Consider the following 24,108-nt stretch of genomic DNA (forward strand, 5'->3'; position numbering starts at 1 on the left):
TTCATAAATGCGGGTATTGCAAGCGCGCAGTCCCAGTATGCGGCGAGTCGGACTTGCCGAATGTCCACATGCTGTCGTTCACTGAGCATTCGGAAATGGGACAAAACGAATCTCGTTTCGCACTCGATTATCGGGGGAACCTATGCGCACAAGGCTTTTCGTCGCTGCGGCAGCCTGTTTGGCTGCTGTGGCCGCAGGGGCAGGCGTCGCCGGCGCCGCGCCTGCACCTTCGTCGGTGGCACTGGGCGGGGGCTCAGGAATCCTGCTGCCGGACGTGGATCACTCCAATCCCGACCAAGTTGCGGCGTGCACGTTGACCGCGGTCGGCTATGACAACGCCGGTTCGCTCGTGGCACTCACCGCCGGACATTGTGGAGTTGTCGGCGACCGGGTGTTCGCCGAATACCTGCCCGAAGCCGGCCCCATCGGCCGGTTCACCTACTCGAGTCCGGTCTCGGACATCGCCGTGATCGATCTCGACGACGCAAAGGTTGCCCCGCTGCGTACCGTCGGCGGCACGACGATCAACGGAATCGGCGCCCCGCCGGCACCGGGCACGATCGTGTGCAAGGAAGGCCGATCGACCGGCAACACATGCGGTATCACCTGGGGTTACGACTCCGCCTACGGTGAGATCGTCGAGCACACCTGCTCGATTCCCGGTGACTCCGGTGGACCCCTTGTCGTCGGTGATCGCCTGGTCGGCTTGATCAGCAACGGTTTCGAACCGTACTGCTTCGAGCCGCTCCCGCCGCCGTTCCATGCTCCCGACAACTCGGCGGACATCAACATCGGTTTGGCTGACATCAATGCCAACGGTGGAGGATTCCGCCTGTTCTAGACCCGCAGGAACCTCTGAGATGGCCCACACGCATCGTGCGTGTGGGCCATCTGCGTTCACCCGGAGGGCCACTGTGACAACTGAGGTCTGCGACGTGGAAAGATGGTCGGCGTGCTGCGTTGGATAACTGCCGGAGAATCCCATGGTCCCGCCCTCGTTGCGATGCTCGAGGGCATGGTCGCGGGGGTCGAAGTGACCTCTGAGGCCATCTCGTCCGAACTTGCCCGTCGTCGACTCGGTTACGGCCGTGGCGCACGGATGAAGTTCGAGGCCGACAAGGTCACCATCATCGGCGGTGTCCGCCACGGATTTACGCTCGGTGGCCCCGTGGCCATCGAAATCGGCAACACCGAGTGGCCCAAGTGGGAAACCATCATGTCCGCCGACCCGGTCGACCCGGACCTGCTCGCCGATCAGGCACGCAATGCCCCGCTGACGCGCCCGCGTCCCGGCCACGCCGATTACAGCGGCATGCTCAAGTACGGCTTCAACGATGCGCGTCCCGTCCTCGAGCGTGCCAGCGCTCGCGAGACCGCAGCCCGAGTAGCCGCCGGAACCGTCGCGCGTTCGTTCCTGCGTCAGGTGTTCGGTGCCGAGGTCGTCTCACACGTCATCTCCATCGGCGCTTCCGAGCCGTACGTCGGTCCTGTGCCGGAGGGCAAGGATCTGGACGCGATCGACGCGAGCCCGGTCCGTGCCTTCGACAAGGCCGCCGAAGAGTCGATGATCGCCGAAATCGAATCGGCCAAGAAGGACGGCGACACCCTCGGTGGCGTCGTCGAGGTTGTCATCCACGGGTTGCCGGTCGGACTCGGCACCTTCGTCAGTGGCGCCGAGCGTCTCGATTCACGACTTGCCGCTGCCCTCATGGGAATTCAGGCCATCAAGGGCGTCGAGGTCGGTGACGGCTTCGAGACCGCGCGCCGTCGTGGCAGCGAGGCTCACGACGAGATCCGTCCGGGCCCCGACGGCATCGTGCGTTCCACGAACCGCGCAGGCGGTATCGAAGGTGGCATGACCAATGGTGAGGCTCTGCGAGTTCGCGCCGCGATGAAGCCGATCTCGACGGTTCCGCGCGCTCTGGCGACGGTCGACATGGAGAGCGGCGAGGAAGCGGTTGCCATCCACCAGCGCAGCGACGTGTGCGCGGTTCCGGCCGCCGGCGTCGTCGCCGAGTCGATGGTTGCGCTTGTCGTGGCTCAGGCTGCACTCGAAAAGTTCGGTGGTGATTCCATTGCTGAAACCACTGCCAACTACCGTCGTTACGCCGAGGGCATCGCAGCCCGGCCGCCTCGATAGGACTCACGTATCGATGAAGCCGAAGGCTGTACTCATCGGTCCGCCCGGAGCCGGCAAATCGACCATCGGTCGACGTCTCGCGCAGGCACTCGAACTCGAATTGGTCGATACCGACGCCGAGATCGAACGGACCACGGGTAGGACGATCCCGGAGATCTTCACCCATGACGGCGAGCCTCGGTTTCGTGAGATCGAGGAATCGGTGGTTCGCGAAGCGTTGGAGGCCACCGACGGCATCGTCTCCCTCGGAGGTGGCGCGATCCTCTCCGATCGCACCCGCGAACTGCTCCAGGGGCACACGGTCATCTACCTCGAGATCAGTGTCGCCGAAGGGCTTCGCCGCACCGGGGCGAACAATCATCGTCCGCTGCTGGCCGGCGGAGATCCCAAGGTCAAGTACCAGGAGTTGATGAGGCGTCGTCGTCCGCTGTACCGGCGTTCGGCCACGATTCGGATTCGGACCGACGGCCGAAGTCCGGCGCGTGTCGTCGGACAACTGGTGTCGAAACTTCAAGACAAATGAACAACCGGAGCGGAGTAGTGGAGCAGTGACCGAACCCGTACGTGTAGAGGTGAAGACCGCAAGTCCTTACCCGGTCGTGATCGGCCGCGGCCTGCTCGGTGATCTCGTTGCCGAGTTCGACGGCGCGCGCACTGTCGCGATCTTCCATCAGCCGCCGCTGGCAGAGACCGCGGAGGCCGTACGGGCTGCGTTGGCGGAGAAGGGAATCGACGCTCACCGTATCGAGATTCCCGATGCCGAGGACGGCAAGGATCTTGCCGTCGCCGGCTTCTGCTGGGATGTGCTCGGCCGGATCGGCCTGACTCGCAGCGACGCGATCATGAGCTTGGGCGGGGGAGCGGCGACCGACCTCACCGGCTTCGTCGCTGCTACGTGGATGCGCGGTGTCAAGGTAGTTCACGTCCCCACCACCTTGCTCGCGATGGTCGACGCAGCAGTGGGCGGCAAAACCGGTATCAACACCGAAGCGGGCAAGAACCTCGTCGGTTCGTTCCACGAACCCGGCGCGGTGTTCATCGATCTCGCGACACTCGAGACGGTGCCGCACAACGAGATCGTCGCCGGCATGGCCGAGGTCATCAAGACCGGATTCATCGCCGACCCGGTAATCCTGGATCTCATCGAAGCCGATCCCAAGGCAGCTCTCGATCCGTCGGGAACTGTTCTGCCCGAGTTGATTCGTCGCTCCGTCGAGGTCAAGGCCAAGGTCGTGGCCGCGGATCTGCGCGAGTCGGATCTGCGTGAAATCCTCAACTACGGCCACACCCTCGGCCACGCGATCGAACGTCGTGAACGCTACAAGTGGCGCCACGGTGCTGCCGTCTCCGTCGGACTGGTCTTCGCTGCCGAACTCGGACGGCTCGCGGGCCGACTCGACGATGCCACCGCGGATCGTCACAAGTCGATTCTCGATCTCGTCGGGCTGCCGACGTCCTACGACGGTGACGCGTTCGGTGACCTGCTCAAGGGAATGCAGACCGACAAGAAGAACCGTGCCGGCCTGCTGCGTTTCGTGGTCCTCGACGGTCTGGCCAAGCCGGGCCGCCTCGAAGGGCCGGATCCGAGCTTGTTGGTTGCGGCATACTCCGCGATTGCCCGCGATGCGAGGCCGGCCGGCGGAACGGTCCTGCTGTGAAGATCAACGTCGTCAACGGGCCCAATCTGGGACGTCTGGGTAAGCGTCAGCCCGAGGTCTACGGCGCGACCACACACGACGACCTGATCGAATTGTGTGTCGCGGCAGGCAAGGAGCTCGGCGTCGAGGTCGTCGTTCGTCAGAGCGATCACGAAGGTGATCTGCTCGGCTGGATCCACGACGCGGCGGACGCGGGGGAACCCGTGATCCTCAATGCCGGTGGCTTGACGCACACGTCGGTGGTCCTGCGAGATGCATGCGCCGAACTAACCGCAGGTCTCGTCGAAGTGCACATCTCGAACGTTCATGCGCGAGAAGAGTTTCGGCACCATTCTTACCTGAGCCCGATTGCGACCGGCGTGATCGTCGGACTCGGCGTCGCCGCGTACCCGCTGGCGATCAGATTCCTCGCCGAGCGGGGCTGAACGAGGGAAGTCGAAAACCCAGCCACACGAATGCGGCCCCGAGGAAAATATCCTCGGGGCCGCATTCGGTTGTGTAGACGGTGGGCGTTACTGCTCGCGCTTGCCCAGATCGATCGCCGGGAAGACCGCGGTATCGGCGTCGGATTCCTCGACGGACATGGCGGCTCCGCTGTACGCGTGCTGCTCGGTGGGGGAGTCGTAGCCCTCGCTGACGGGCACGGGTTCGCGGTGACGCTCGTGGGTCGGGGTCTGCGGAGCTGTTCCGTTCTTGCGCTGTTCGCGGCTGACGAAGAAGCGTCCGACGGTGATGGCGATCATGGCGGGGACGAAGATGAGAAGAATCGTGAACGCCGCACCCGACGTCACCTCGAAGAACAAGCCCTGCTGGGTCAGCTCGAGGGAGGGGACGAGGCTGAGTGCCCAGCTGGCAGCACCGGCGACGAACCCGCCGACCAACGCGGCCTTGAGCCACAGCATGGTCAGATCGGCGCCGTCCTCGGGTTCGGGGAAGTTCCGGCGGTCACGAATGCCGTCGATACCACCCCAGATCGCGGCGAAGACGATGACGATCAACAGGGACAGCCAGCGCAGGGTGGACCCCTGAAGTGGCCACTGTGCGATCGCTGCACCGAGCAACGCACGAAACACAACATGTATCAGGGCCATGCCGAGGCCACGTACCAACCACGCATTCATGGGTACAGCCTAACTAGAACCCATTACACCTTGTGGCCTAACCCACACTTATTGCTGTAACCGTGAGTTTCGAGTTGATCGGCAGGTCTGCGCGGGCGGTAGGTTCGAGGGATGCCGGTCGACTTCAGAACACGCCGTGAATCCCTCAGACGCCTCCTCTCGGAGCGCGAACTCGACGCGATTCTCGTCACAGATCTCCTCAACATCAGATACCTCACCGGTTTCACCGGCTCGAATGCGGCGCTCGTCGTCAGTGCATCCGATTCAGCGTCCGACGAACGCGAGACGGTGATCTGCACCGACGGCCGTTACGTGACGCAGGTCGCGGAGCAGGTACCTGACCTTCGTGCCGAAATCGCCCGTTCGAGTGCTGCGCACTTGATCGAGAAGTCCACGGCGCCCGTTCTCGCATTCGAGTCACACGTGGCGACGTTCGCCGAACATCGGGCGTGGACCGAGGCGGCGCCGAAGATCCGGTTCGAACCGGTGAGCGGACTTGTCGAACAGTTGCGCATGGTCAAGGACGAGCACGAGGTGGAGTTGTTGCGCGCCGCGTGCACCGCAGCCGATGTCGCGTTGGCACAGTTGATCACTCGCGGTGGTCTGCGACCTGGCCGAACGGAACGAGAGGTCGGCCGCGAGCTGGAAAATCTGATGCTCGACAACGGTGCGGACGGTATTTCGTTCGAGACGATCGTCGCGGCCGGCGCCAACTCGGCAATTCCGCATCACCGACCGACCGACGCGATCCTGGCGTCGGGTGACTTCGTGAAACTCGACTTCGGAGCTCAGGTCGGTGGGTACCACTCGGACATGACCCGTACCTACGTGCTCGAGTCCGTTTCCGATTGGCAACAGGAGATCTACGAGCTTGTCGCGCGTTCTCAAGCTGCCGGTTGCGACGCGCTCGCGCCGGGTGTCGAATGTGCGGCAGTCGACGCCGTCGCCCGTGCGGTGATCGGCGATGCAGGGTACGGCGAATTGTTCCTGCACGGCCTCGGCCACGGTGTCGGCCTCGAAATCCACGAAGCACCGGGGATCGGCAAGCTCGGCACCGGTACACTTCTTTCCGGCGCGGCGGTGACCGTCGAGCCGGGCGTGTACTTCTCCGGGCGCGGAGGTGTACGGATCGAGGACACGCTCGTAGTTCGTGAGCAGGGGCCAGAGCTGCTCACACTGACCGCAAAAGACCTTACCGTCGTCTGAGACGGTTTCCCGACCCCTAGGAGACGCGAAGCAAGTGGCTTCCACCAGTGATTTCAAGAATGGTCTGGTTCTGCAGATCGAAGGCCAGCTGTGGACGATCATCGAGTTCCAGCATGTCAAGCCCGGCAAGGGCCCTGCCTTCGTGCGCACCAAGCTCAAGAACGTGCTCTCGGGCAAGGTAGTGGACAAGACGTTCAACGCCGGTGTGAAGGTCGAGACCGCCACGGTCGACCGTCGTGACATGACGTACCTCTACCACGACGGCAGCGACTACATCTTCATGGACGGCGACACCTACGACCAGGTGTCGATCAGCGAGTCCACCGTCGGCGACCAGTCGCGTTTCCTGCTCGAGAACATGGCCGTCCAGGTCGCGACCCACGAAGACGTTCCCCTCTTCGTCGAGCTTCCGGTCACGGTCGAGCTCGTCGTCAAGCACACCGATCCGGGCCTGCAGGGCGACCGCTCCACCGGCGGCACCAAGCCTGCCACCCTCGAGACCGGTGCCGAGATCAACGTCCCGCTCTTCATCAACACCGGTGACAAGCTCAAGGTCGATTCCCGTGACGGCAACTACCTCGGGCGTGTGAATTCCTGAGTGTCCGGCACACATAAGAAACTCGGTGCACGCCACAAGGCGCGCAAGCGTGCCGTCGACTTCCTCTTCGAAGCCGAGGCACGTGACCTCGATCCGGTCGCACTCGCGTCGGAGCGTTCCGACCTGTCCGTCAAGGACGACGCGGTAGCGCCTGTCGCGGCCTACACCGTCACGTTGGTGTCCGGAGTCGCGGAGAATCTGGACCGGATCGATCAGGTCATCTCCTCGCATCTGCAGGATTGGACGCTCGAGCGTCTGCCCGCCGTCGACCGTGCGATTCTGCGTATCGCCGTGTGGGAGCTCTTCCACGCGACGGACGTTCCGCCGGTTGTCGCCGTGGACGAGGCCGTCGAACTCGCCAAGCAGCTCTCGACGGACGACTCTCCGGGATTCGTCAACGGAATCCTCGGCCAGGTCGTTCTCGTTGCGCCGCAGGTTCGATCGGCAGCAGCGGCGACCTCGCAGCGCGCGCAGGAATCGGATTCCGGTACCGAGTAGCAAGTCTTGTTCCACCACCCGCCGTGCGAGTCGCACAGATGTCGCCGTGCGAGTCGCACAGATGTCGCCGTGCGAGTCGCACAGATGTCTCTGCGCGAGTTGTGTGTCTGCACACAACCGGTCAGAGTCACTGCTCGCACGGCGGGATCAGGTCTGTCGGCTGATAGGGTGGGGACCGTCAGACATCCTTTAACGATCCGTCCAGTGAGGCGGAGAAGGAGGTCGCAGCATGAGCGTGCCCGAAGGGTCTCGCCCATCCGATCTTGCAGGTCCAGATAACGCGAAGGCGCCGGTCGGTGCCGAGGCAGGTAGCGAGACCCGCGAATTGTTGTCCGCCCAGGATGTGGGCCGGACAATCGCGCGGATCGCTCACGAGATCATCGAGAAAACCGCACTCGACGGACCCGAGGGAACAGCCCCTCGTGTGGTTCTGATCGGTATCCCTACGCGTGGAACCACTCTCGCCACGCGACTGCGCGCCAAGATCGAAGAATTCTCCGGTGTGCGTCTTCCTATCGGATCTCTCGACATCACGCTCTACCGGGATGATCTCCGGAACAAGCCGCATCGCCCGCTCGAGCGCACGTCCGTCCCCGAAGGTGGCGTCGACAATGCGCTGGTCGTTCTCGTGGACGACGTCCTCTTCTCCGGTCGCACTGTGCGCTCGGCACTGGACGCGTTGCGCGATCTGGGCCGCCCTCGTGCGGTCCAACTCGCAGTGCTCGTGGATCGTGGTCACCGCGAACTCCCGCTGCGTGCCGACTACGTCGGCAAGAACGTCCCGACCGCGAGGTCCGAGGATGTCAAGGTTCTCCTCCAGGAGCACGACGGCAGGGAAGCGGTAGTCATCTCCGGAGGTAAGAGCGCGTGAAGCACCTTCTTTCCATCGCGGACCTCGATCGTGAGTCCGCGGTAGAACTTCTCGACGAGGCGGAACGCTTCGAGCAGGCGCTTCTGGGACGCGAGGTACGCAAGCTCCCGACGCTGCGTGGACGCACGGTCATGACGGTGTTCTTCGAAAACTCGACGCGCACCCGGGTGTCCTTCGAGGTGGCCGGCAAGTGGATGAGTGCCGACGTCATCAACGTCAGCGCATCGAGTTCCTCGGTGTCCAAGGGCGAATCCCTGCGCGATACCGCGATGACCCTGCGCGCGGCGGGTGCCGACGCCCTCATCGTGCGGCATCCGGCTTCGGGTGCCGCCCACCAGATCGCCAAGTGGACCGGAGCGGCCGACGACGGTGGCCCGGCAGTCATCAACGCAGGTGACGGTACGCACGAGCATCCCACCCAGGCGCTTCTCGACGCCTTGACCCTTCGGCAGCGTCTCGGTGACATCGAGGGCAAGCGGATCGCGATCGTCGGCGATATTCTGCACAGCCGCGTGGCCCGCTCCAACGCGCTGCTGCTCTCGATGCTCGGCGCCGAGGTTGTTCTTGTTGCCCCGCCGACACTGCTGCCGGTCGGGGCGCACACGTGGCCGGTCACGGTCTCGCATTCACTCGACGCCGAACTGCCCGGCCTCGACGCGGTGCTGATGCTGCGGGTTCAGGCCGAACGCATGAACGGCGGCTTCTTCCCGTCGCAGCGCGAGTACTCGATCAACTACGGCCTGTCCGAGAAGCGACTGGCGATGCTGGCCGATCATGCGGTGGTACTGCACCCCGGCCCGATGCTGCGCGGCATGGAGATTGCATCCGCCGTCGCCGATTCCTCGAAAACTGCTGTACTGCAACAGGTTACCAACGGCGTGCACATGCGCATGGCTGTCTTGTTCCGACTTCTGGTCGGGTCGGAGGACGGCGCGCTGTGACGAGAAACGAGAACGGAGAATCACCCGTGAGTGTCCTGCTCCGCGGAGTCCTGATCTACGGAGAAGGTGAGCCCACCGACGTACTCGTCGGCGACGGCACGATCCTCGAGATCGGCGTGGACCTCGATCCGGCCACGGCATCCGAGGTGATCGATGCCGGCGGGCAGATCCTGCTTCCCGGCTTCGTGGATCTGCACACGCATCTGCGTGAGCCGGGCCGCGAAGACACCGAGACCATCGAAACCGGTAGCTCGGCAGCCGCGCTGGGTGGATACACCGCGGTCTTCGCGATGGCCAACACGAGCCCCGTCGCCGATTCGGTGGTCATCACCGATCACGTCTGGCGACGCGGTCAGGAAGTCGGCCTCGTCGACGTCCACCCCGTTGGCGCAGTCACAGCAGGCCTGGAAGGTAAGCAGCTCGCCGAGATGGCGACCATGGCCGCTGGCGTCGGCAAGGTCAAGATGTTCTCCGACGACGGCCACTGCGTCTACGACCCACTGATCATGCGTCGCGCGCTCGAATACTCCAGCTCACTGGGCGTTCTGATCGCACAGCACGCCGAAGAGCCCCGCCTGACCGTCGGTGCGGTCGCCCACGAGGGCCCCACGGCCGCGCGTCTCGGCCTGGCCGGATGGCCGCGAGCAGCCGAAGAATCGATCGTCGCCCGTGACGCACTCCTCGCGCGTGACGCCGGAGCTCGCGTTCACATCTGCCACGCATCCACCGCCGGAACCGTTGAACTCGTGAAGTGGGCTCGCAGCCAAGGGATTTCGATCACCGCCGAGGTCACCCCGCATCACCTGCTCCTCGACGATTCACGGCTCGAGACGTACGACGCGATCAACAAGGTCAATCCTCCCTTGCGTGAGGCCAGCGATGTTGCTGCCCTGCGCAAGGGTCTGGCCGAGGGCATCATCGACTGCGTCGCGACCGACCATGCTCCGCACGCCGAGCAGGACAAATGCTGCGAATTCGCGGCCGCTCGTCCCGGAATGCTCGGCCTCGAGACGGCGCTGTCGATCATCGTGCAGACGATGGTCCAGCCTGGCCTGTTGGACTGGCGCGGCGTTGCCCGGGTCATGAGCGAGCGCCCCGCGGCAATCGTGGGCCTCGACGATCAGGGCCGCCCCATCGAGGTGGGGGAGCCGGCGAACCTGACATTGGTCGATCCGTCGGCCGAGTGGACGGTCCACGGTCCCGACCTGGCGAGTGTCGCGCATAACACTCCGTACGAGTCGATGACATTGCCCGCTCGGGTCACGACCACACTGTTACGTGGCCGCATCACCGCACACGACGGGAATGTGCGGCTGCGGAGTAGCGAGGAGTAGCGCGTCATGGACAGAGCACTGTGGATCATCGGTCTGGCGATCTTCTGGGTCGCGATGATCGGCCTGATGTACGTCGGCTGGCGTGGACGCGCGCGACGCCAGAAAGACAGGATCGGCGAGCTGCCGACGGTACCGGCAACCCTGGGTGAGCTGCTCGTGCTGCCGACCACCGGCCTCTACGTCGGCAGCACCATCGCACCCAGTTGGCAGGACCGTATCGCCGTGGGCGACCTCGGTTTCCGCGCCACCTGCGAGATCAGCCGCTACAGCGGCGGAATTCTGGTCGAGCGTGACGGTGCGTCGGCCATATGGATTCCGGAGAAGTCGATCCGCGCGATCCGCACGGAGAACGGTCTCGCCGGCAAGGTCATGAGCAAGGACGGCGTCCTGGTCATCCGCTGGGAATTGCCGAGCGGAACCGAGATCGACACGGGCGTGCGCGGTGACGACAAGACGGTCTATCCGGACTGGGTCAAGCCGGTAACTGCTTCGAACAAGACTGCTTCGAACAAGACGAATGACAACGAAGACGCAAGCTCTGGCGACATCGAGCAGAACGGAAAGAACGCATGAGCGGCTTTGGTAACAGCCCGGCAGTACTGGTCCTCGAAGACGGACGGGTGTTCCGCGGAACCACCTTCGGTGCGGTTGGACAGACCCTGGGCGAAGCGGTGTTCAGCACCGGAATGACCGGCTACCAGGAAACGCTCACCGATCCCAGCTACCACCGCCAGATCGTGGTCTCCACCGCGCCGCAGATCGGCAACACCGGCTGGAACGACGAAGACGACGAGTCGGTCGGACCGACCGGCGAGCGTGCCGGCGCCAAGATCTGGGTTGCCGGATACGTCGTTCGTGACCCCTCGCGCGTCACCTCGAGCTGGCGTGCAACCGGTTCGCTGCAGGCCAAGCTCGAAGAGCAGGGCATCGTCGGGATCGCCGGGATCGACACTCGTGCCCTGGTTCGCCACCTGCGTACTCGCGGTTCGATGAAGGCCGGCATTTTCTCCGGTGAAGCCATCGCCGCCGATGACGAGTTGGTTCGCCGGGTCCAGGATCAGCCGACCATGCTCGGCGCCGATCTTGCCGGTGAGGTCAGCACCACCAGCGGCTACGTCGTCGAGCCGAAGGGTGGCGAGGCGCTGTACACGGTTGCCGCCATCGACCTCGGTATCAAGACCAACACCCCGCGCATGTTCGCCGAGCGCGGCATTCGCGTCCACGTGTTGCCGTCCAACGCGAGTCTCGAACAGATCCTCGACCTGAAGGCCGACGGAGTGTTCCTCTCCAACGGCCCTGGTGATCCGGCCACCGCCGACGGTGCCGTTCACCTCACGAAAGAGGTCATCGGACAGGGCTTGCCGCTGTTCGGTATCTGCTTCGGTAACCAGATCCTGGGCCGCGCCCTCGGCCTGAGCACGTACAAGATGAAATTCGGACACCGCGGCATCAACATCCCGGTGATCGAGCATCAGACCGGTCGTATCGCGATCACCGCGCAGAACCACGGCTTCGCACTCGAAGGCGAAGCCGGCCAGGAATTCGACACCCCGTTCGGTCGCGCGGTCGTCAGCCACACCTGCGCAAACGACGGCGCCGTCGAAGGTGTACGCCTGCTCGACGATTCGGCCTTCTCGGTGCAGTACCACCCGGAGGCAGCAGCCGGCCCGCACGACGCTGCGTACCTCTTCGACCGCTTCACCAGCCTGCTCTCCGCACGGAAAGAAACCGGAGTCAAGAACTAATGCCACGCCGTACAGATCTCAAGCACATCCTGGTAATCGGCTCCGGTCCGATCGTCATCGGTCAGGCCTGCGAGTTCGACTACTCGGGCACCCAGGCTTGCCGCGTCCTCCAGGAGGAGGGCCTGCGCGTCAGCCTCGTCAACTCCAACCCCGCCACCATCATGACGGACCCCGAGTTCGCCGACGCCACGTACGTCGAGCCGATCACGGCCGAGTTCCTCGAGAAGGTCATCGCCAAGGAAGCGTTGCAGGGCAACAAGATCGACGCCGTCCTCGCGACGCTCGGCGGTCAGACTGCGCTCAACGCCGCCGTGGCGCTGCACGAGCAGGGCATCCTCGAGAAGTACGACGTCGAACTGATCGGCGCCGACTTCGACGCCATCCAGCGCGGCGAAGATCGCCAGAAGTTCAAGGACATCGTCGCCAAGGTCGGTGGCGAATCCGCGAAGTCCGCAGTGTGCTACACGATGGACGAAGTACACGCAACGGTCGCCGAACTCGGTTACCCGGTTGTCGTGCGCCCGTCCTTCACCATGGGCGGCCTCGGCTCCGGCATGGCGTACGACGTCGACGATCTCAACCGGATCGCCGGTGGCGGTCTCGCCGCGTCGCCGACGGCGAACGTCCTGATCGAGGAATCCATCCTCGGCTGGAAGGAATACGAACTCGAGCTCATGCGTGACAGTCGCGACAACGTCGTGATCGTCTGCTCCATCGAGAACGTCGACCCGGTCGGTGTCCACACCGGAGACAGCGTGACGGTCGCTCCGGCGATGACACTGACCGACCGCGAGTACCAGGCGATGCGCGACCTTTCCATCGACATCCTGCGTGAGGTGGGCGTCGACACCGGCGGCTGCAACATCCAGTTCGCGATGGACCCGAAGGACGGCCGCCTGGTTGTCATCGAGATGAACCCGCGCGTTTCCCGCTCGTCGGCTCTGGCGTCGAAGGCGACCGGTTACCCGATCGCGAAGATGGCAGCCAAGCTTGCCATCGGCTACACGCTCGACGAGATCGTCAACGACATCACCAAGGAAACCCCGGCCTGCTTCGAGCCGACGCTCGACTACGTCGTCGTCAAGGCTCCGCGGTTCGCTTTCGAGAAGTTCCCCGGTGCCGACGGAACCCTGACCACCACGATGAAGTCGGTAGGCGAGGCCATGAGTATCGGCCGCAACTTCACCGAGGCCTTCGGCAAGGTCATGCGTTCACTCGAAACCAAGCGTGCGGGTTACTGGACCGGCGCCGACATCGAGACGGAGAGCCTGGACGCACTGCTCGCCGATCTGAGCGTTCCGCAGGACGGCCGCATGTACGGCATCGAGAAGGCATTCGCCCTCGGCGCAACTGTCGAGCAGCTCTTCGACGCCACCAAGATCGATCCGTGGTTCCTCGACCAGTTCCAGCAGATTCACGAGCTCGGTGAAAAGCTACGCGCTGCAGAGTCTTTCGACGAGGCTGCCCTGCGTCAGGCCAAGTACCACGGCATCTCGGACCGCCAGATCGCGGCTCTGCGCCCCGAACTCGGTGGTGACACGCACGCAGGTGAGGACGCCGTTCGCGCTCTGCGTGATCAGCTGGGCGTGCGCCCCGTCTACAAGACCGTCGACACCTGTGCCGCAGAGTTCGAGGCCAAGACGCCGTACCACTACTCGACCTACGAGCTTGATCCTGAGGCAGAGTCCGAGGTGGCTCCGCAGACCGAGCGTCCCAAGGTTCTGATTCTCGGATCCGGCCCCAACCGCATCGGTCAGGGCATCGAGTTCGACTACTCGTGTGTCCATGCGGCGCAGACGCTGTCCGAAGCCGGGTACGAGACCGTCATGGTCAACTGCAACCCCGAGACCGTCTCTACGGACTACGACACCGCTGACCGCCTGTACTTCGAGCCGCTGACGTTCGAGGACGTCTTCGAGGTCTACCGCGCGGAGGCTCAGTCGGGCACCGTTGCCGGCGTCATCGTCCAACTCGGCGGCCAGACCCCGCTCGGATTGGCGAAGCGCCTCGAAGCTGCCGGAGTCCCCATCGTGGGAACCAGCCCCGCAGCGATCGACCTGGCCGAGGACCGCGGCGAATTCGGTCGCGTGCTCACCGAAGCCGGACTGCCTGCACCGAAGTTCGGTACCGCCACCACGTTCGACGGCGCCCGCGAGATCGCAGCCGGTATCGGCTACCCGGTGCTGGTGCGTCCGTCGTACGTGCTCGGTGGTCGCGGCATGGAGATCGTCTACGACGAGGCTTCCCTCGCCGACTACATCTCGCGTGCCACGGAGATCTCCGACGATCGTCCGGTCCTGGTCGACCGCTTCCTCGAAGACGCGGTCGAGATCGACGTCGACGCTCTGTGCGACGGCACCGAGGTGTACCTCGGTGGCGTCATGGAGCACATCGAGGAAGCCGGCATTCACTCCGGCGACTCGGCGTGTGCGCTTCCGCCCATCACTCTGGGTCGTGCGGATCTCGAGAACGTCCGCCGCTCCACCGAGGCTCTTGCAAAGGGCATCGGTGTCAAGGGCCTGCTCAACGTCCAGTACGCCCTCAAGGACGACATCCTCTACGTGCTGGAAGCGAACCCCCGCGCCAGCCGTACGGTTCCGTTCGTGTCCAAGGCGACGGCCGTCCAGCTGGCCAAGGCATGCGCCCGCGTCATGCTCGGCGAATCCATCGCCGAGCTGCGCGCAAGCGGCATCCTGCCGGCGACCGGTGACGGTGGAAACACTCCGGCCGGTGCACCGATCGCGGTCAAGGAAGCTGTGTTGCCGTTCAACCGCTTCCGCCGCGCCGACGGTACCGGCGTGGATACCTTGCTCAGCCCTGAGATGAAGTCCACCGGTGAGGTCATGGGAATCGACTTCGACTTCGGTACGGCTTTTGCCAAGTCGCAGACGGCTGCCTACGGTTCCTTGCCCACCACGGGCGCGGTGTTCGTCTCGGTCGCCAACAAGGACAAGCGTTCGCTGATCTTCCCGGTCAAGCGCCTGGCAGATCTCGGATTCACCATTCTTGCCACCGAAGGGACCGCAGATGTGTTGCGGCGCAACGGTATCGAGTGCAAGCAGGTGTACAAGCAGTCGGGTGAGGATGTTCCGGCCGGTGCCGAGACCATCGTCGACCAGATCCGCAGCGGCGAGGTCGCCATGGTCATCAACACGCCGTACGGCAACAACGGCCCGCGCGTCGACGGCTACGAGATCCGAAGCGCAGCAGTAGCGTCGAACATCCCGTGCATCACGACGGTGCAGGGTGCCTCGGCTGCCGTACAAGGCATCGAAGCGGCCATCCGCGGCGACATCGGGGTTCACTCCCTGCAGGAACTGCACGCAGGTCTTCGCCGGCCGGCACAGCAGTCGTGAGTCACAGCTGGGGGCATCGTCTCCGGTCCGCGATCGCGGACCGGGGGCGGCTGTGCGTCGGCATCGACCCGCATCCCGCACTTCTCGACGCGTGGGGACTGCCGCGTACTGCTGAGGGTCTCGAGACTTTCGCCGAGATCTGCGTCGAGGCGTTCACCGGTGAGGTCGGACTCGTCAAACCTCAGGTCGCGTTCTTCGAGGCATACGGCAGCGCCGGCTTCGCCGTGTTGGAGCGGACCATCTCGGTCCTCCGCGACGCGGGAACGCTCGTCGTCGCGGACGCCAAGCGTGGTGACATCGGATCGACGATGGACGCGTACGCGCAAGCCTGGTTGGGTGATTCACCGTTGGCCTCCGACTCGGTCACTGTTTCGCCGTACCTGGGGTTCGGGGCGCTGGCTCCGACACTCGAACTGGCGAGGGAGAACGCACGCGGGATCTTCGTGCTGGCCCGAACGTCCAATCCGGAGGGTGGCGAACTTCAACAGTCGTCGGCCGACGGTGTGAGCGTGGCTCAGTCGATCGTGAACGCGGCGGTCGACGCGAACGCCGACGGCCGCGACACCGTCGGACTGGTGGTTGGTGCAACTCGGGACCACGGTCTGGACCTGTCGCAGTTCAACGGGCCGATTCTCGCTCCGGGGCTCGGCGCGCAGGGCGCAACGGCAGCGGATCTCGCAGACATCTTTGCCGGTTCGACCGAACTCCTGCTGCCGAACACCTCACGCGGGGTGCTCAGGCACGGTCCTTCGGTATCGGCACTTCGGGAGGCAGCAATGCGTGACCGAGACGAGATCGAAGCCGCATTGGCGAACTGATCCGTGAGTGACCTCGAGGCTCGTTCGAGCGGTGGAACCCGGTGGTACCGTCCGTCGGTGAATCGTTGGTGGCAGATCGGACTTCTCATCGCGGCGTGCGCGCTGCTGGCCACCGGGTTCCAATCCGTCACCGGCGTACACGGCGACGATCTCGCCGTGTACCGGACGGCGGGTCAGGCCGTCCTCGACGGCTCGAACCTGTACGACGAGTCGTTCAACGCGAGATTGCCGTTCACGTATCCGCCCTTCGCTGCGCTCGTCGCCGTTCCGGTCGCCTTGGGTTCGTGGGGCGCGGTCCAGTGGGGATGGAGTTTTGTCAGCCTCCTGATGCTGGCCGCGATCATCGTGCTCAGCTACCGCGAAGTCCCGTTCACGCGTAAGCGACCGGTCGTGGTCTACGTGGGTTTCCTGGTCCTGTGGACGGCAGCATCACCGATCTCCGATCACCTCGGGTACGGGCAGGTCGGGTTGTTCCTGACGCTCCTGTGTCTGATCGACGTGCTGGCTCGACCACGGTGGATTCCCGAGGGTGTGTTGGTGGGGATCGCCGGGGCGGTCAAACTGGTGCCGCTCGTCTACATCGGTTATTACGTGATCACCGGGCGTTGGAAAGCGGTTGCGGGAGGCCTCGCCGGCTTCCTCGGCGCAACGGCACTCGGCTTGGCGGTTCTCCCGCGCCAGACGATCGACTACTTCGGTGACATCGCCTCACTGTCGGGGCGCGTCGCTGTCGGCGACCCTTCTGTGTTCGGCAACCAGTCCGTGCGTGGAATGGCCTTGCGGCTACTTCCCGAGGGCCTGGTGGGTCCCGCATGGCTTTTCGCCTGTGCAGTGTTGGGTGTCGTCGGAATTGTCGCAACACGGCGTGCTCAGCGCCTGCGGGGTGATCTTGCCGGTTTCACGGTGGTGGCTCTGCTGGCGGCAGTCGTGACTCCCATTGCCTGGACCCACCATTTCGTGTGGTTGGTGCCGGCGGTGGGCGTGCTCCTGGTTCCGATCAAGCCAAGCGTGGGGGAGCGCACTCGAACCGTGCCCGTGTGGTCCTGGGTCGCCATCAGCCTCACTGCCGCAGTCGTCCTGTTTCGGCTTCCGCGAGTCGGTGCGGACATGGATGTCCCGGTCTTCGGCTTCGTACTGGAGAATTCATTGCTCTGGGCGAGCCTCGCGGTGGTCATCGCTCTGGCTGCCCCCGGTGTGAGCCGCACCGAACCCGAGACGGTCGACGCCGGCGATCCGAAATCGTCACTGCAGACCTGAAAACAGGCCGCGACACGCGCATGGGCGTCGAAAATGCTCGAAAATTTTGGATGTGTCGGCGACCACGTTCATTCCCGCAGGTAACGATTTCGCACACGTACACAGGGCGGTCATGCCGCGATTGACGAAATACTTTGTGCTACAGTCTATTTCGGTACTGTACGCATGTTCATGTTGCGCCGAATCCGTCTCGATCCTGCCGAAAATGGCGACGATCGGTGACATCGATTCGACGCGCATAACCCACCGCGATCTGCATCGGACCGCGGGGGGTGGGTTAGCAATTCGCGCCAGGCGTGAGTACGGTCGCTATCGCTGCTGGTTATCAGCGGAATAGACAAAATTTGCACACGACGAGACGGAGGAACCGTGGCCCTTCCCCAGTTGACTGATGAGCAGCGCGCTGCTGCTTTGGAGAAGGCAGCTGCTGCCCGCAAGGCCAGGGCTGAGCTCAAGGAGCGCCTGAAGCGTGGCGGCACCGACCTCAAGCAGGTCCTCAAGGACGCCGAAGACAACGAAATCTTGGGCAAGATGAAGGTTTCGGCACTGCTCGAGGCGCTGCCCAAGGTGGGCAAGGTCAAGGCTCAGGAGATCATGACCGAGCTGGAGATTGCACCGACCCGTCGCCTTCGTGGCCTCGGTGATCGGCAGCGCAAGGCTCTGCTCACCAAGTTTGACTTCGAGGCCTGAGCCGACAAGTGATGATTGCTGACGCGGCAGTGTCTGATGATTGCTGACGCAACAGTGTCAGAGAGCAAGACCGCAGTGCGGAGGGGTCGGCTGGTTGTACTGGCCGGCCCTTCGGCTGTCGGTAAGTCCAGCGTCGTTCGCGAGCTGAGAACTCGGTTGCCCGAACTCGTTTTCAGTGTTTCGGCAACCACTCGCGATCCCCGTCCAGGTGAAGTGGACGGCAAGGACTACCGATTCACCTCCCGCGAAGAATTTCAACGGATGATCGACTCCGGTGAACTTCTCGAATGGGCGGAAATCCACGGCGGTCTGCAGCGCTCCGGCACCCCCGCAGCTCCGATCGAAGAAGCACTCGAAGCTGGAAAGCCCGTTCTCGTCGAGGTCGATCTCGCCGGAGCACGAGCTGTCCGGAAAGCGATGCCCGAGGCTCTGTTGGTGTTCATGGCTCCACCGAGCTGGGACGTTCTGGTGCAACGGCTGACCGGACGAGGCACCGAAACGGAAGACGTCGTGGCACGGCGACTCGAGACGGCCCGAGTGGAATTGGCCGCACAGGACGAGTTCGACACGGTCATCGTGAACGAGGATGTAAGCCGTGCTTGCGATGAGTTGGTATCCTTGTTGGTTGGGAACTGATTCGGCACCCTTCGGGAACCGATTTCCATCCTGTTTCTCAGATATCCGGATCGATAAAACTAGTTCTTCAATGAAGATCTAATTCAGGAGACACAAGAGTGAGCAGCACTTCAGCCGCGTCCGCAGCAGGTCAGGGCGCTCTGCCTGCCTACGACACCCCGCTCGGCATCACCAACCCGCCGATCGACGAGTTGCTCGAACGCACCTCTTCCAAGTACGCCCTGGTGATTTACTCGGCCAAGCGTGCACGCCAGATCAACGACTACTACAACCAGCTCGGTGACGGCATCCTCGAATACGTCGGACCTCTGGTCGAGCCCGGTCTGCAGGAAAAGCCGCTGTCCATCGCGTTGCGTGAAATCCACGCTGATCTCCTCGAGCACACCGAAGGCGAGTGAGCACCACGTCTGCCGCACCCGAACCTCGTTCGGGTGTCGGGGGAGTGTCCGACGCACCCACATCGATACGTAAGCGCATTGTCGTCGGTGTCGGTGGGGGTATCGCCGCGTACAAAGCGTGCTCGATCATCCGCAGCTTCACCGAGAGCGGTCATCACGTCCGCGTGATTCCGACCGAATCCGCTCTGGAGTTCGTCGGCCGCGCGACGTTCGAAGCACTCTCCGGCAACCCGGTTCACACCGGCGTCTTCAACGACGTCCCGCAGGTTCCGCATGTCCGTCTCGGACAGGAAGCCGATCTCGTCGTCATCGCGCCGGCAACCGCTGATCTGATGGCGCGAGCTGTCATGGGTCGCGCAGACGACCTGTTGACGGCCACTTTGTTGACCGCGCGCTGTCCGGTCGTCTTCGCCCCAGCAATGCACACCGAGATGTGGGAGCACCCCGCAACGGTGTCCAACGTGGCGACACTGCGCTCGCGCGGCGTCCACGTGATCGAACCTGCCTCCGGGCGGTTGACCGGAAAAGATACCGGAGCGGGTCGACTTCCCGAACCCGACGAGATCGTCGGTTTGGCATCGTTGCTCCTCGAGCGCTCGGACGCGTTGCCGCGCGACCTGGAAGGTCGCCGCATTCTGGTCACTGCCGGCGGTACTCGCGAGCCGCTGGATCCCGTGCGCTTTCTCGGTAATCGCAGCTCGGGCAAACAGGGCTACGCGCTCGCCCGTCTTGCCGCGCAACGCGGCGCGCACGTGACACTGATCGCCGGGTACACGGCTGATCTCGCCGACCCCGCCGCTGTCGACGTCGTGCACATCAAGACGGCCGAAGATCTCCGGTTGGCAGTGGAAAAGCACGCACCGGGACACGACGGAGTCGTCATGGCTGCGGCTGTCGCGGACTTCCGCCCCACCACCGTCGAAGGCAGCAAGATCAAGAAGGGCGCAAACGAACCCGACTCGATCAGCCTCACCAGAAATGCCGACATCCTCGCCGGTCTCGTCGAAGCGCGTCGTGACGGCGACTTGGATGCTCGAACGGTGATCGTCGGATTCGCCGCTGAGACCGGTGACGCCCATGGTGACGTTCTCACCTATGCCCGCTCCAAGCTTGCCCGCAAAGGTTGCGATCTCCTCGTGGTCAATGCGGTCGGCGAGGGCAAGGCGTTCGAGGTCGATCACAACGACGGTTGGTTGCTCGGTTCCGACGGCTCGGAGTCCGCTCTCGAACACGGATCCAAGGCTTTGATGGCCAGTCGAGTACTCGACGCCCTGGTCAAGCTCTTTCCCGAGTAGCGACACGCGCCCGGTGGTGAGAGTTACCCCACGATAATCGGGTGAGTACAAGGGTGTTGCGCAGGCGGTCCAACCGTTATCGTCGGCTCAGCCCCCAGCTAACAAAGCATGACAAAACGGTCACCGAACGGTGATTCGGATACTTCAATAAGCTGTAGTCAAGAACTCAGTCGTCGAGAGGGAGATCTGTGAGCAAGTCCGGCAGTCGGCTATTCACCAGCGAGTCCGTCACCGAGGGGCACCCGGACAAGATCTGTGACGCGATCAGCGACTCGATCCTCGACGCGCTGCTCACCCAGGACCCGCGCGCCCGCGTGGCCGTCGAGACACTGGTCACCACCGGCCAGGTTCACGTAGCCGGTGAGGTCACGACCACTGCGTACGCGGACATTCCGAAGATCGTGCGCGACACGGTCCTCGAAATCGGCTACGACAGCTCCGCAAAGGGCTTCGACGGTAACTCCTGCGGCGTCAACGTCGCGATCGGCGCCCAGTCGCCCGAGATCGCGCAGGGTGTCGATCACTCGCACGAGGCTCGCGTCGACGGAATCAGCGACGACGAGATCGACCGTCAGGGTGCGGGCGACCAGGGCCTGATGTTCGGCTACGCCACCACCGACACGCCGGAACTGATGCCGCTGCCCATCGCGCTGGCTCATCGTCTCTCTCGCCGGTTGACCGAGGTCCGTAAGTCCGGCGTGCTGCCGTACCTGCGCCCGGACGGCAAGACCCAGGTCACCATCGAGTACGACGGTGACAAGGCTGTCCGTCTCGACACCGTGGTCATCTCCACCCAGCATGCCGCTGACATCGACCTCGACAACCTGTTGACGCCCGATCTTCGCGAGAAGGTGCTTCACTCGGTGCTGACCGACGTCAACCTCACCGATCTCGACACCTCCGATGTTCGTCTGTTGGTGAACCCGACGGGCAAGTTCGTCCTCGGTGGCCCGATGGGTGACGCCGGTTTGACCGGCCGCAAGATCATCGTCGACACCTACGGCGGAATGGCTCGCCACGGTGGCGGCGCGTTCTCCGGCAAGGACCCGTCAAAGGTCGACCGCAGCGCTGCCTACGCCATGCGCTGGGTGGCCAAGAACGCTGTTGCCGCAGGTCTGGCCGACCGCATCGAGGTTCAGGTCGCCTACGCCATCGGCAAGGCAGCTCCGGTCGGACTCTTCGTTGAAACCTTCGGCACCGAGAAGACCGATCCGGCACGGATCCAGAAGGCGATCACCGAGATCTTCGACCTGCGTCCGGGAGCGATCATCCGCGACCTCGACCTGCTGCGCCCGATCTACGCGCAGACGGCGGCATACGGTCACTTCGGTCGCACCGATATCGACCTCCCGTGGGAGAGCACCGATCGCGCCGACAAGCTGCGTAGCGCAGCTGGTCTCTGATCACTGACGTACAGACGGGGCGCGGGTGGGCGCGGAAAGAGTAGCGGCAGAAGTCGATCCGGTCGCCCGGGTGCTGCCGATGCTCCCGCTCGCTCACCTCGACCGTGAATTCGACTACCTCGTTCCTCGTGAACTCGAAGCGGATGCGCAGCCCGGAGTCCGGGTGCGCATCCGCTTCGCTGGTCGTCTGGTGGACGGTTTCATCGTCTCGCGCGAGGCGACCAGTGACCATCAGGGGAAGTTCGGCTGGCTCGAACGCGTCATCTCGTCCGAGCGGGTCTTGACGGCCGAAATTGCGCAAGTCGTCGATCGTGTGGCGGAGCGTTATGCCGGAACCCGCGCCGATGTTCTCCGTTTGGCGGTACCGCCGCGCCACGCGAAGGTCGAGGCGGAACCGTGGGAGCCCGCCGAGTCACCGTCCGCTCCTGAAGCGATCGAAAATGGTTGGCATCTCTACAGATTCGGTGACGCCTTCCTGTCCGCCATTCGCGAGTCGAAAAGCCCGCGTGCGGTCTGGCAGGCGTTGCCTGGTGAAAACTGGCCACTGCGCCTGGCCGAACTGGCCGGGGCCGTAGCGGCAAGTGGTAAATCCGCGATCCTGGTTGTGCCCGATCAACGCGACCTGGACCGCGTCGTCGCCGCTTGTACCGAACTTTCCGGAGCGGATGCGGTGGTAGGTCTGTCCGCGGGCCTGGGGCCGGCCATGCGATATCGGAGGTGGCTCGCTGCACTGCGCGGGACCGCCCGGATCGTCGTCGGCACACGGAGTGCTGTTTTTGCGCCGACGCCCGAGACCGGTCTTGTCGTCGTCTGGGACGACGGCGACGACAACTTGTCCGAGCCGCGGTCGCCGTATCCACATGCCCGCGAAGTTGCCGTCCTGCGTGGCTACGTCGCCGGGTGCGCCGTCGTGATCGGTGGGTTCTCCCGTACGGCAGAAGCGCAGGTACTCGTCGACTCGGGATGGGCGCACGATCTGGTCGCTACGCGGGACGTCGTTCGTGCCCACGCACCCAAGATCACCGCGCTTGCCGACAGCGATCAAGCCTTGGCCCGCGATCCGGGAGCCAGAGCGGCTCGTTTGCCCGCTATTGCATTCGCGGCCGCCCGGCGCGCTCTGGGTGAGGGCAACGGAGTCCTGGTGCAGGTGCCTCGGCGGGGGTACGTACCGACCCTGGCCTGCGGAAAGTGCCGTGCCCCGGCACGGTGCCGTCGGTGCAACGGCCCACTGGCTCTTCCCGCTGCGGCAGGTCCCGACGGCGCCGGGACACCGGCGTGCCGCTGGTGCGGGGTTGCCGATGCCGCCTACCGATGTCACGCGTGCGGGGCGAAAGCGTTGCGCGCGGTGGTGGTCGGTGCCGGCCGGACCGCCGAAGAACTCGGGCGGGCGTTTCCCGGTGTGAAAGTTGTTCTGTCCGGGGGCAGTGATGTGGTCAAGGAACTGCCACACGGGCCCGCGTTGGTGGTCTCGACAGTGGGTGCGGAGCCGGTGATGACCGGCGGCTACGGCGCCGCGCTCTTGCTCGACGGCTGGGCACTGCTCGGCCGGCCCGATCTTCGCGCCGCCGAGGAAACACTCAGACGCTGGATGTCGGCTGCTGCCATGGTGATTCCGCTGTCCGAAGGCGGTGAAGTTGTGGTTGTCGCAGACTCGGGTATCCCGACGGTGCAGGCGTTGGTCCGATGGGATCCAGTGGGGCACGCACAGTCTCAATTCGAGGAGCGAGACGAGGTCGGCTTTCCTCCGGCCGTTCACATGGCTGCGATCGACGGTGGATCCGCAGCAATTGCGGAGTTGGTGGAGTCGGCGGAACTGCCGGCAAGCGCAGTACTCCTCGGTCCAGTGGAATTGCCTGCGGGGGAGAGGCTTCCGTATTCCGGTGAGGACGAGAGTGGTGTCGCGCCAGAGCGAATGCTGGTCCGCGTTCCACGCCAGGACGGTCGGGGCCTTGCGGACGCACTGGCACATGCGCGAGCGGCACGCAGTGCGCGGAAGTCATCGGGTCCGGTCCGCATTCAGATCGACCCACGCCGCATCGGCTGAGTTTCGAGCTGTCAGAGGCATCCTTGTGTGCCGCGAAGATCTTGCACAACCCGGTATGGCGATATATCGTCGAACTATCAACGATAGTGATGGAGGTTC

At 64.1% G+C, this 24,108-nt stretch carries 23 protein-coding genes; 22 read left to right on the forward strand and 1 reads right to left on the reverse strand.

What is annotated here, in order from left to right; translation table 11 throughout:
- Window positions 1–142 precede the first annotated feature (142 nt).
- From V3587_RS08840 to aroQ, 5 genes are all read left to right on the forward strand, one after another.
- A complete protein-coding gene (locus V3587_RS08840) occupies window positions 143–841 on the forward strand; it encodes a S1 family peptidase (RefSeq protein WP_283376397.1) in 699 nt (232 codons plus the stop codon).
- A 111-nt stretch (window positions 842–952) separates the two neighbouring features.
- Entirely contained in the window at window positions 953–2,140 is a 1,188-nt protein-coding gene (aroC, locus tag V3587_RS08845) for a chorismate synthase (RefSeq protein WP_003944974.1), read from the forward strand.
- Between the two features lie 13 nt (window positions 2,141–2,153).
- A complete protein-coding gene (locus tag V3587_RS08850; protein ID WP_095970215.1) occupies window positions 2,154–2,663 on the forward strand; it encodes a shikimate kinase in 510 nt (169 codons plus the stop codon).
- Between the two features lie 25 nt (window positions 2,664–2,688).
- Complete coding sequence (aroB, locus tag V3587_RS08855; RefSeq protein ID WP_095970214.1) at window positions 2,689–3,798, forward strand: 3-dehydroquinate synthase; 1,110 nt, start codon at window positions 2,689–2,691, stop codon at window positions 3,796–3,798.
- A complete protein-coding gene (gene aroQ / locus V3587_RS08860) occupies window positions 3,795–4,223 on the forward strand; it encodes a type II 3-dehydroquinate dehydratase (protein WP_095970213.1) in 429 nt (142 codons plus the stop codon). The genes aroB and aroQ overlap by 4 nt, the downstream gene beginning before the upstream one ends.
- A gap of 87 nt (window positions 4,224–4,310) precedes the next feature.
- Here the strand turns inward: aroQ and V3587_RS08865 are convergent, their stop codons facing one another.
- Window positions 4,311–4,919: a B-4DMT family transporter gene (locus V3587_RS08865; RefSeq protein WP_124568642.1), complete on the reverse strand. Its 609-nt coding sequence runs from the start codon at window positions 4,917–4,919 to the stop codon at window positions 4,311–4,313.
- A gap of 111 nt (window positions 4,920–5,030) precedes the next feature.
- On the opposite strand from V3587_RS08865, the gene V3587_RS08870 reads away from it, so the two are divergent.
- From V3587_RS08870 to V3587_RS08950, 17 genes are all read left to right on the forward strand, one after another.
- A complete protein-coding gene (locus V3587_RS08870; RefSeq protein ID WP_283376398.1) occupies window positions 5,031–6,125 on the forward strand; it encodes a M24 family metallopeptidase in 1,095 nt (364 codons plus the stop codon).
- Window positions 6,126–6,159: 34 nt separating this feature from the next.
- Complete coding sequence (gene efp / locus V3587_RS08875; RefSeq protein WP_003944958.1) at window positions 6,160–6,723, forward strand: elongation factor P; 564 nt, start codon at window positions 6,160–6,162, stop codon at window positions 6,721–6,723.
- Window positions 6,724–7,221: a transcription antitermination factor NusB gene (gene nusB, locus V3587_RS08880; RefSeq protein ID WP_007728014.1), complete on the forward strand. Its 498-nt coding sequence runs from the start codon at window positions 6,724–6,726 to the stop codon at window positions 7,219–7,221.
- Window positions 7,222–7,450: 229 nt separating this feature from the next.
- Window positions 7,451–8,092 carry a bifunctional pyr operon transcriptional regulator/uracil phosphoribosyltransferase PyrR gene (gene pyrR, locus V3587_RS08885; RefSeq protein ID WP_095970210.1) on the forward strand — a complete coding sequence of 214 codons (642 nt, stop codon included), beginning with the start codon at window positions 7,451–7,453 and terminating at the stop codon, window positions 8,090–8,092.
- The gene (locus tag V3587_RS08890; RefSeq protein ID WP_003944883.1) at window positions 8,089–9,033 is read left to right on the forward strand and encodes an aspartate carbamoyltransferase catalytic subunit; all 945 of its coding nucleotides are present in this window, start codon (window positions 8,089–8,091) and stop codon (window positions 9,031–9,033) included. Before pyrR ends, V3587_RS08890 begins: the two co-directional genes overlap by 4 nt.
- 26 nt (window positions 9,034–9,059) lie before the next feature.
- Complete coding sequence (locus V3587_RS08895) at window positions 9,060–10,367, forward strand: dihydroorotase (RefSeq protein ID WP_003944990.1); 1,308 nt, start codon at window positions 9,060–9,062, stop codon at window positions 10,365–10,367.
- 6 nt (window positions 10,368–10,373) lie between these two features.
- Window positions 10,374–10,940, forward strand: coding sequence for a PH-like domain-containing protein (locus V3587_RS08900; RefSeq protein WP_095970208.1), 567 nt, complete (start codon window positions 10,374–10,376; stop codon window positions 10,938–10,940).
- Entirely contained in the window at window positions 10,937–12,112 is a 1,176-nt protein-coding gene (gene carA / locus V3587_RS08905) for a glutamine-hydrolyzing carbamoyl-phosphate synthase small subunit (RefSeq protein WP_064075331.1), read from the forward strand. Before V3587_RS08900 ends, carA begins: the two co-directional genes overlap by 4 nt.
- Window positions 12,112–15,468: a carbamoyl-phosphate synthase large subunit gene (gene carB / locus V3587_RS08910; RefSeq protein WP_095970207.1), complete on the forward strand. Its 3,357-nt coding sequence runs from the start codon at window positions 12,112–12,114 to the stop codon at window positions 15,466–15,468. Before carA ends, carB begins: the two co-directional genes overlap by 1 nt.
- On the forward strand, window positions 15,465–16,286 hold the full coding sequence (pyrF, locus tag V3587_RS08915) for an orotidine-5'-phosphate decarboxylase (protein ID WP_095970206.1): 822 nt from the start codon (window positions 15,465–15,467) through the stop codon (window positions 16,284–16,286). The genes carB and pyrF overlap by 4 nt, the downstream gene beginning before the upstream one ends.
- 57 nt (window positions 16,287–16,343) lie before the next feature.
- Window positions 16,344–17,543 (forward strand): glycosyltransferase 87 family protein, encoded by a 1,200-nt coding sequence (locus V3587_RS08920; protein WP_235172203.1) that lies wholly within the window; start codon window positions 16,344–16,346, stop codon window positions 17,541–17,543.
- 369 nt (window positions 17,544–17,912) lie between these two features.
- Complete coding sequence (mihF, locus tag V3587_RS08925) at window positions 17,913–18,233, forward strand: integration host factor, actinobacterial type (protein ID WP_003944825.1); 321 nt, start codon at window positions 17,913–17,915, stop codon at window positions 18,231–18,233.
- A 36-nt stretch (window positions 18,234–18,269) separates the two neighbouring features.
- On the forward strand, window positions 18,270–18,869 hold the full coding sequence (gene gmk, locus V3587_RS08930; protein WP_020907704.1) for a guanylate kinase: 600 nt from the start codon (window positions 18,270–18,272) through the stop codon (window positions 18,867–18,869).
- Window positions 18,870–18,967: 98 nt separating this feature from the next.
- The gene (gene rpoZ / locus V3587_RS08935) at window positions 18,968–19,267 is read left to right on the forward strand and encodes a DNA-directed RNA polymerase subunit omega (RefSeq protein WP_003944996.1); all 300 of its coding nucleotides are present in this window, start codon (window positions 18,968–18,970) and stop codon (window positions 19,265–19,267) included.
- Window positions 19,264–20,562, forward strand: a complete 1,299-nt coding sequence (gene coaBC / locus V3587_RS08940) for a bifunctional phosphopantothenoylcysteine decarboxylase/phosphopantothenate--cysteine ligase CoaBC (protein ID WP_003944888.1) — start codon at window positions 19,264–19,266, stop codon at window positions 20,560–20,562. Before rpoZ ends, coaBC begins: the two co-directional genes overlap by 4 nt.
- 188 nt (window positions 20,563–20,750) lie before the next feature.
- On the forward strand, window positions 20,751–21,965 hold the full coding sequence (gene metK / locus V3587_RS08945) for a methionine adenosyltransferase (RefSeq protein ID WP_003944827.1): 1,215 nt from the start codon (window positions 20,751–20,753) through the stop codon (window positions 21,963–21,965).
- Between the two features lie 25 nt (window positions 21,966–21,990).
- The gene (locus tag V3587_RS08950) at window positions 21,991–24,009 is read left to right on the forward strand and encodes a primosomal protein N' (protein ID WP_283376399.1); all 2,019 of its coding nucleotides are present in this window, start codon (window positions 21,991–21,993) and stop codon (window positions 24,007–24,009) included.
- Window positions 24,010–24,108: the final 99 nt, after the last annotated feature.

This window comes from Rhodococcus sp. IEGM 1306 (assembly GCF_036541985.1).
Classification (GTDB): domain Bacteria; phylum Actinomycetota; class Actinomycetes; order Mycobacteriales; family Mycobacteriaceae; genus Rhodococcus_F; species Rhodococcus_F qingshengii.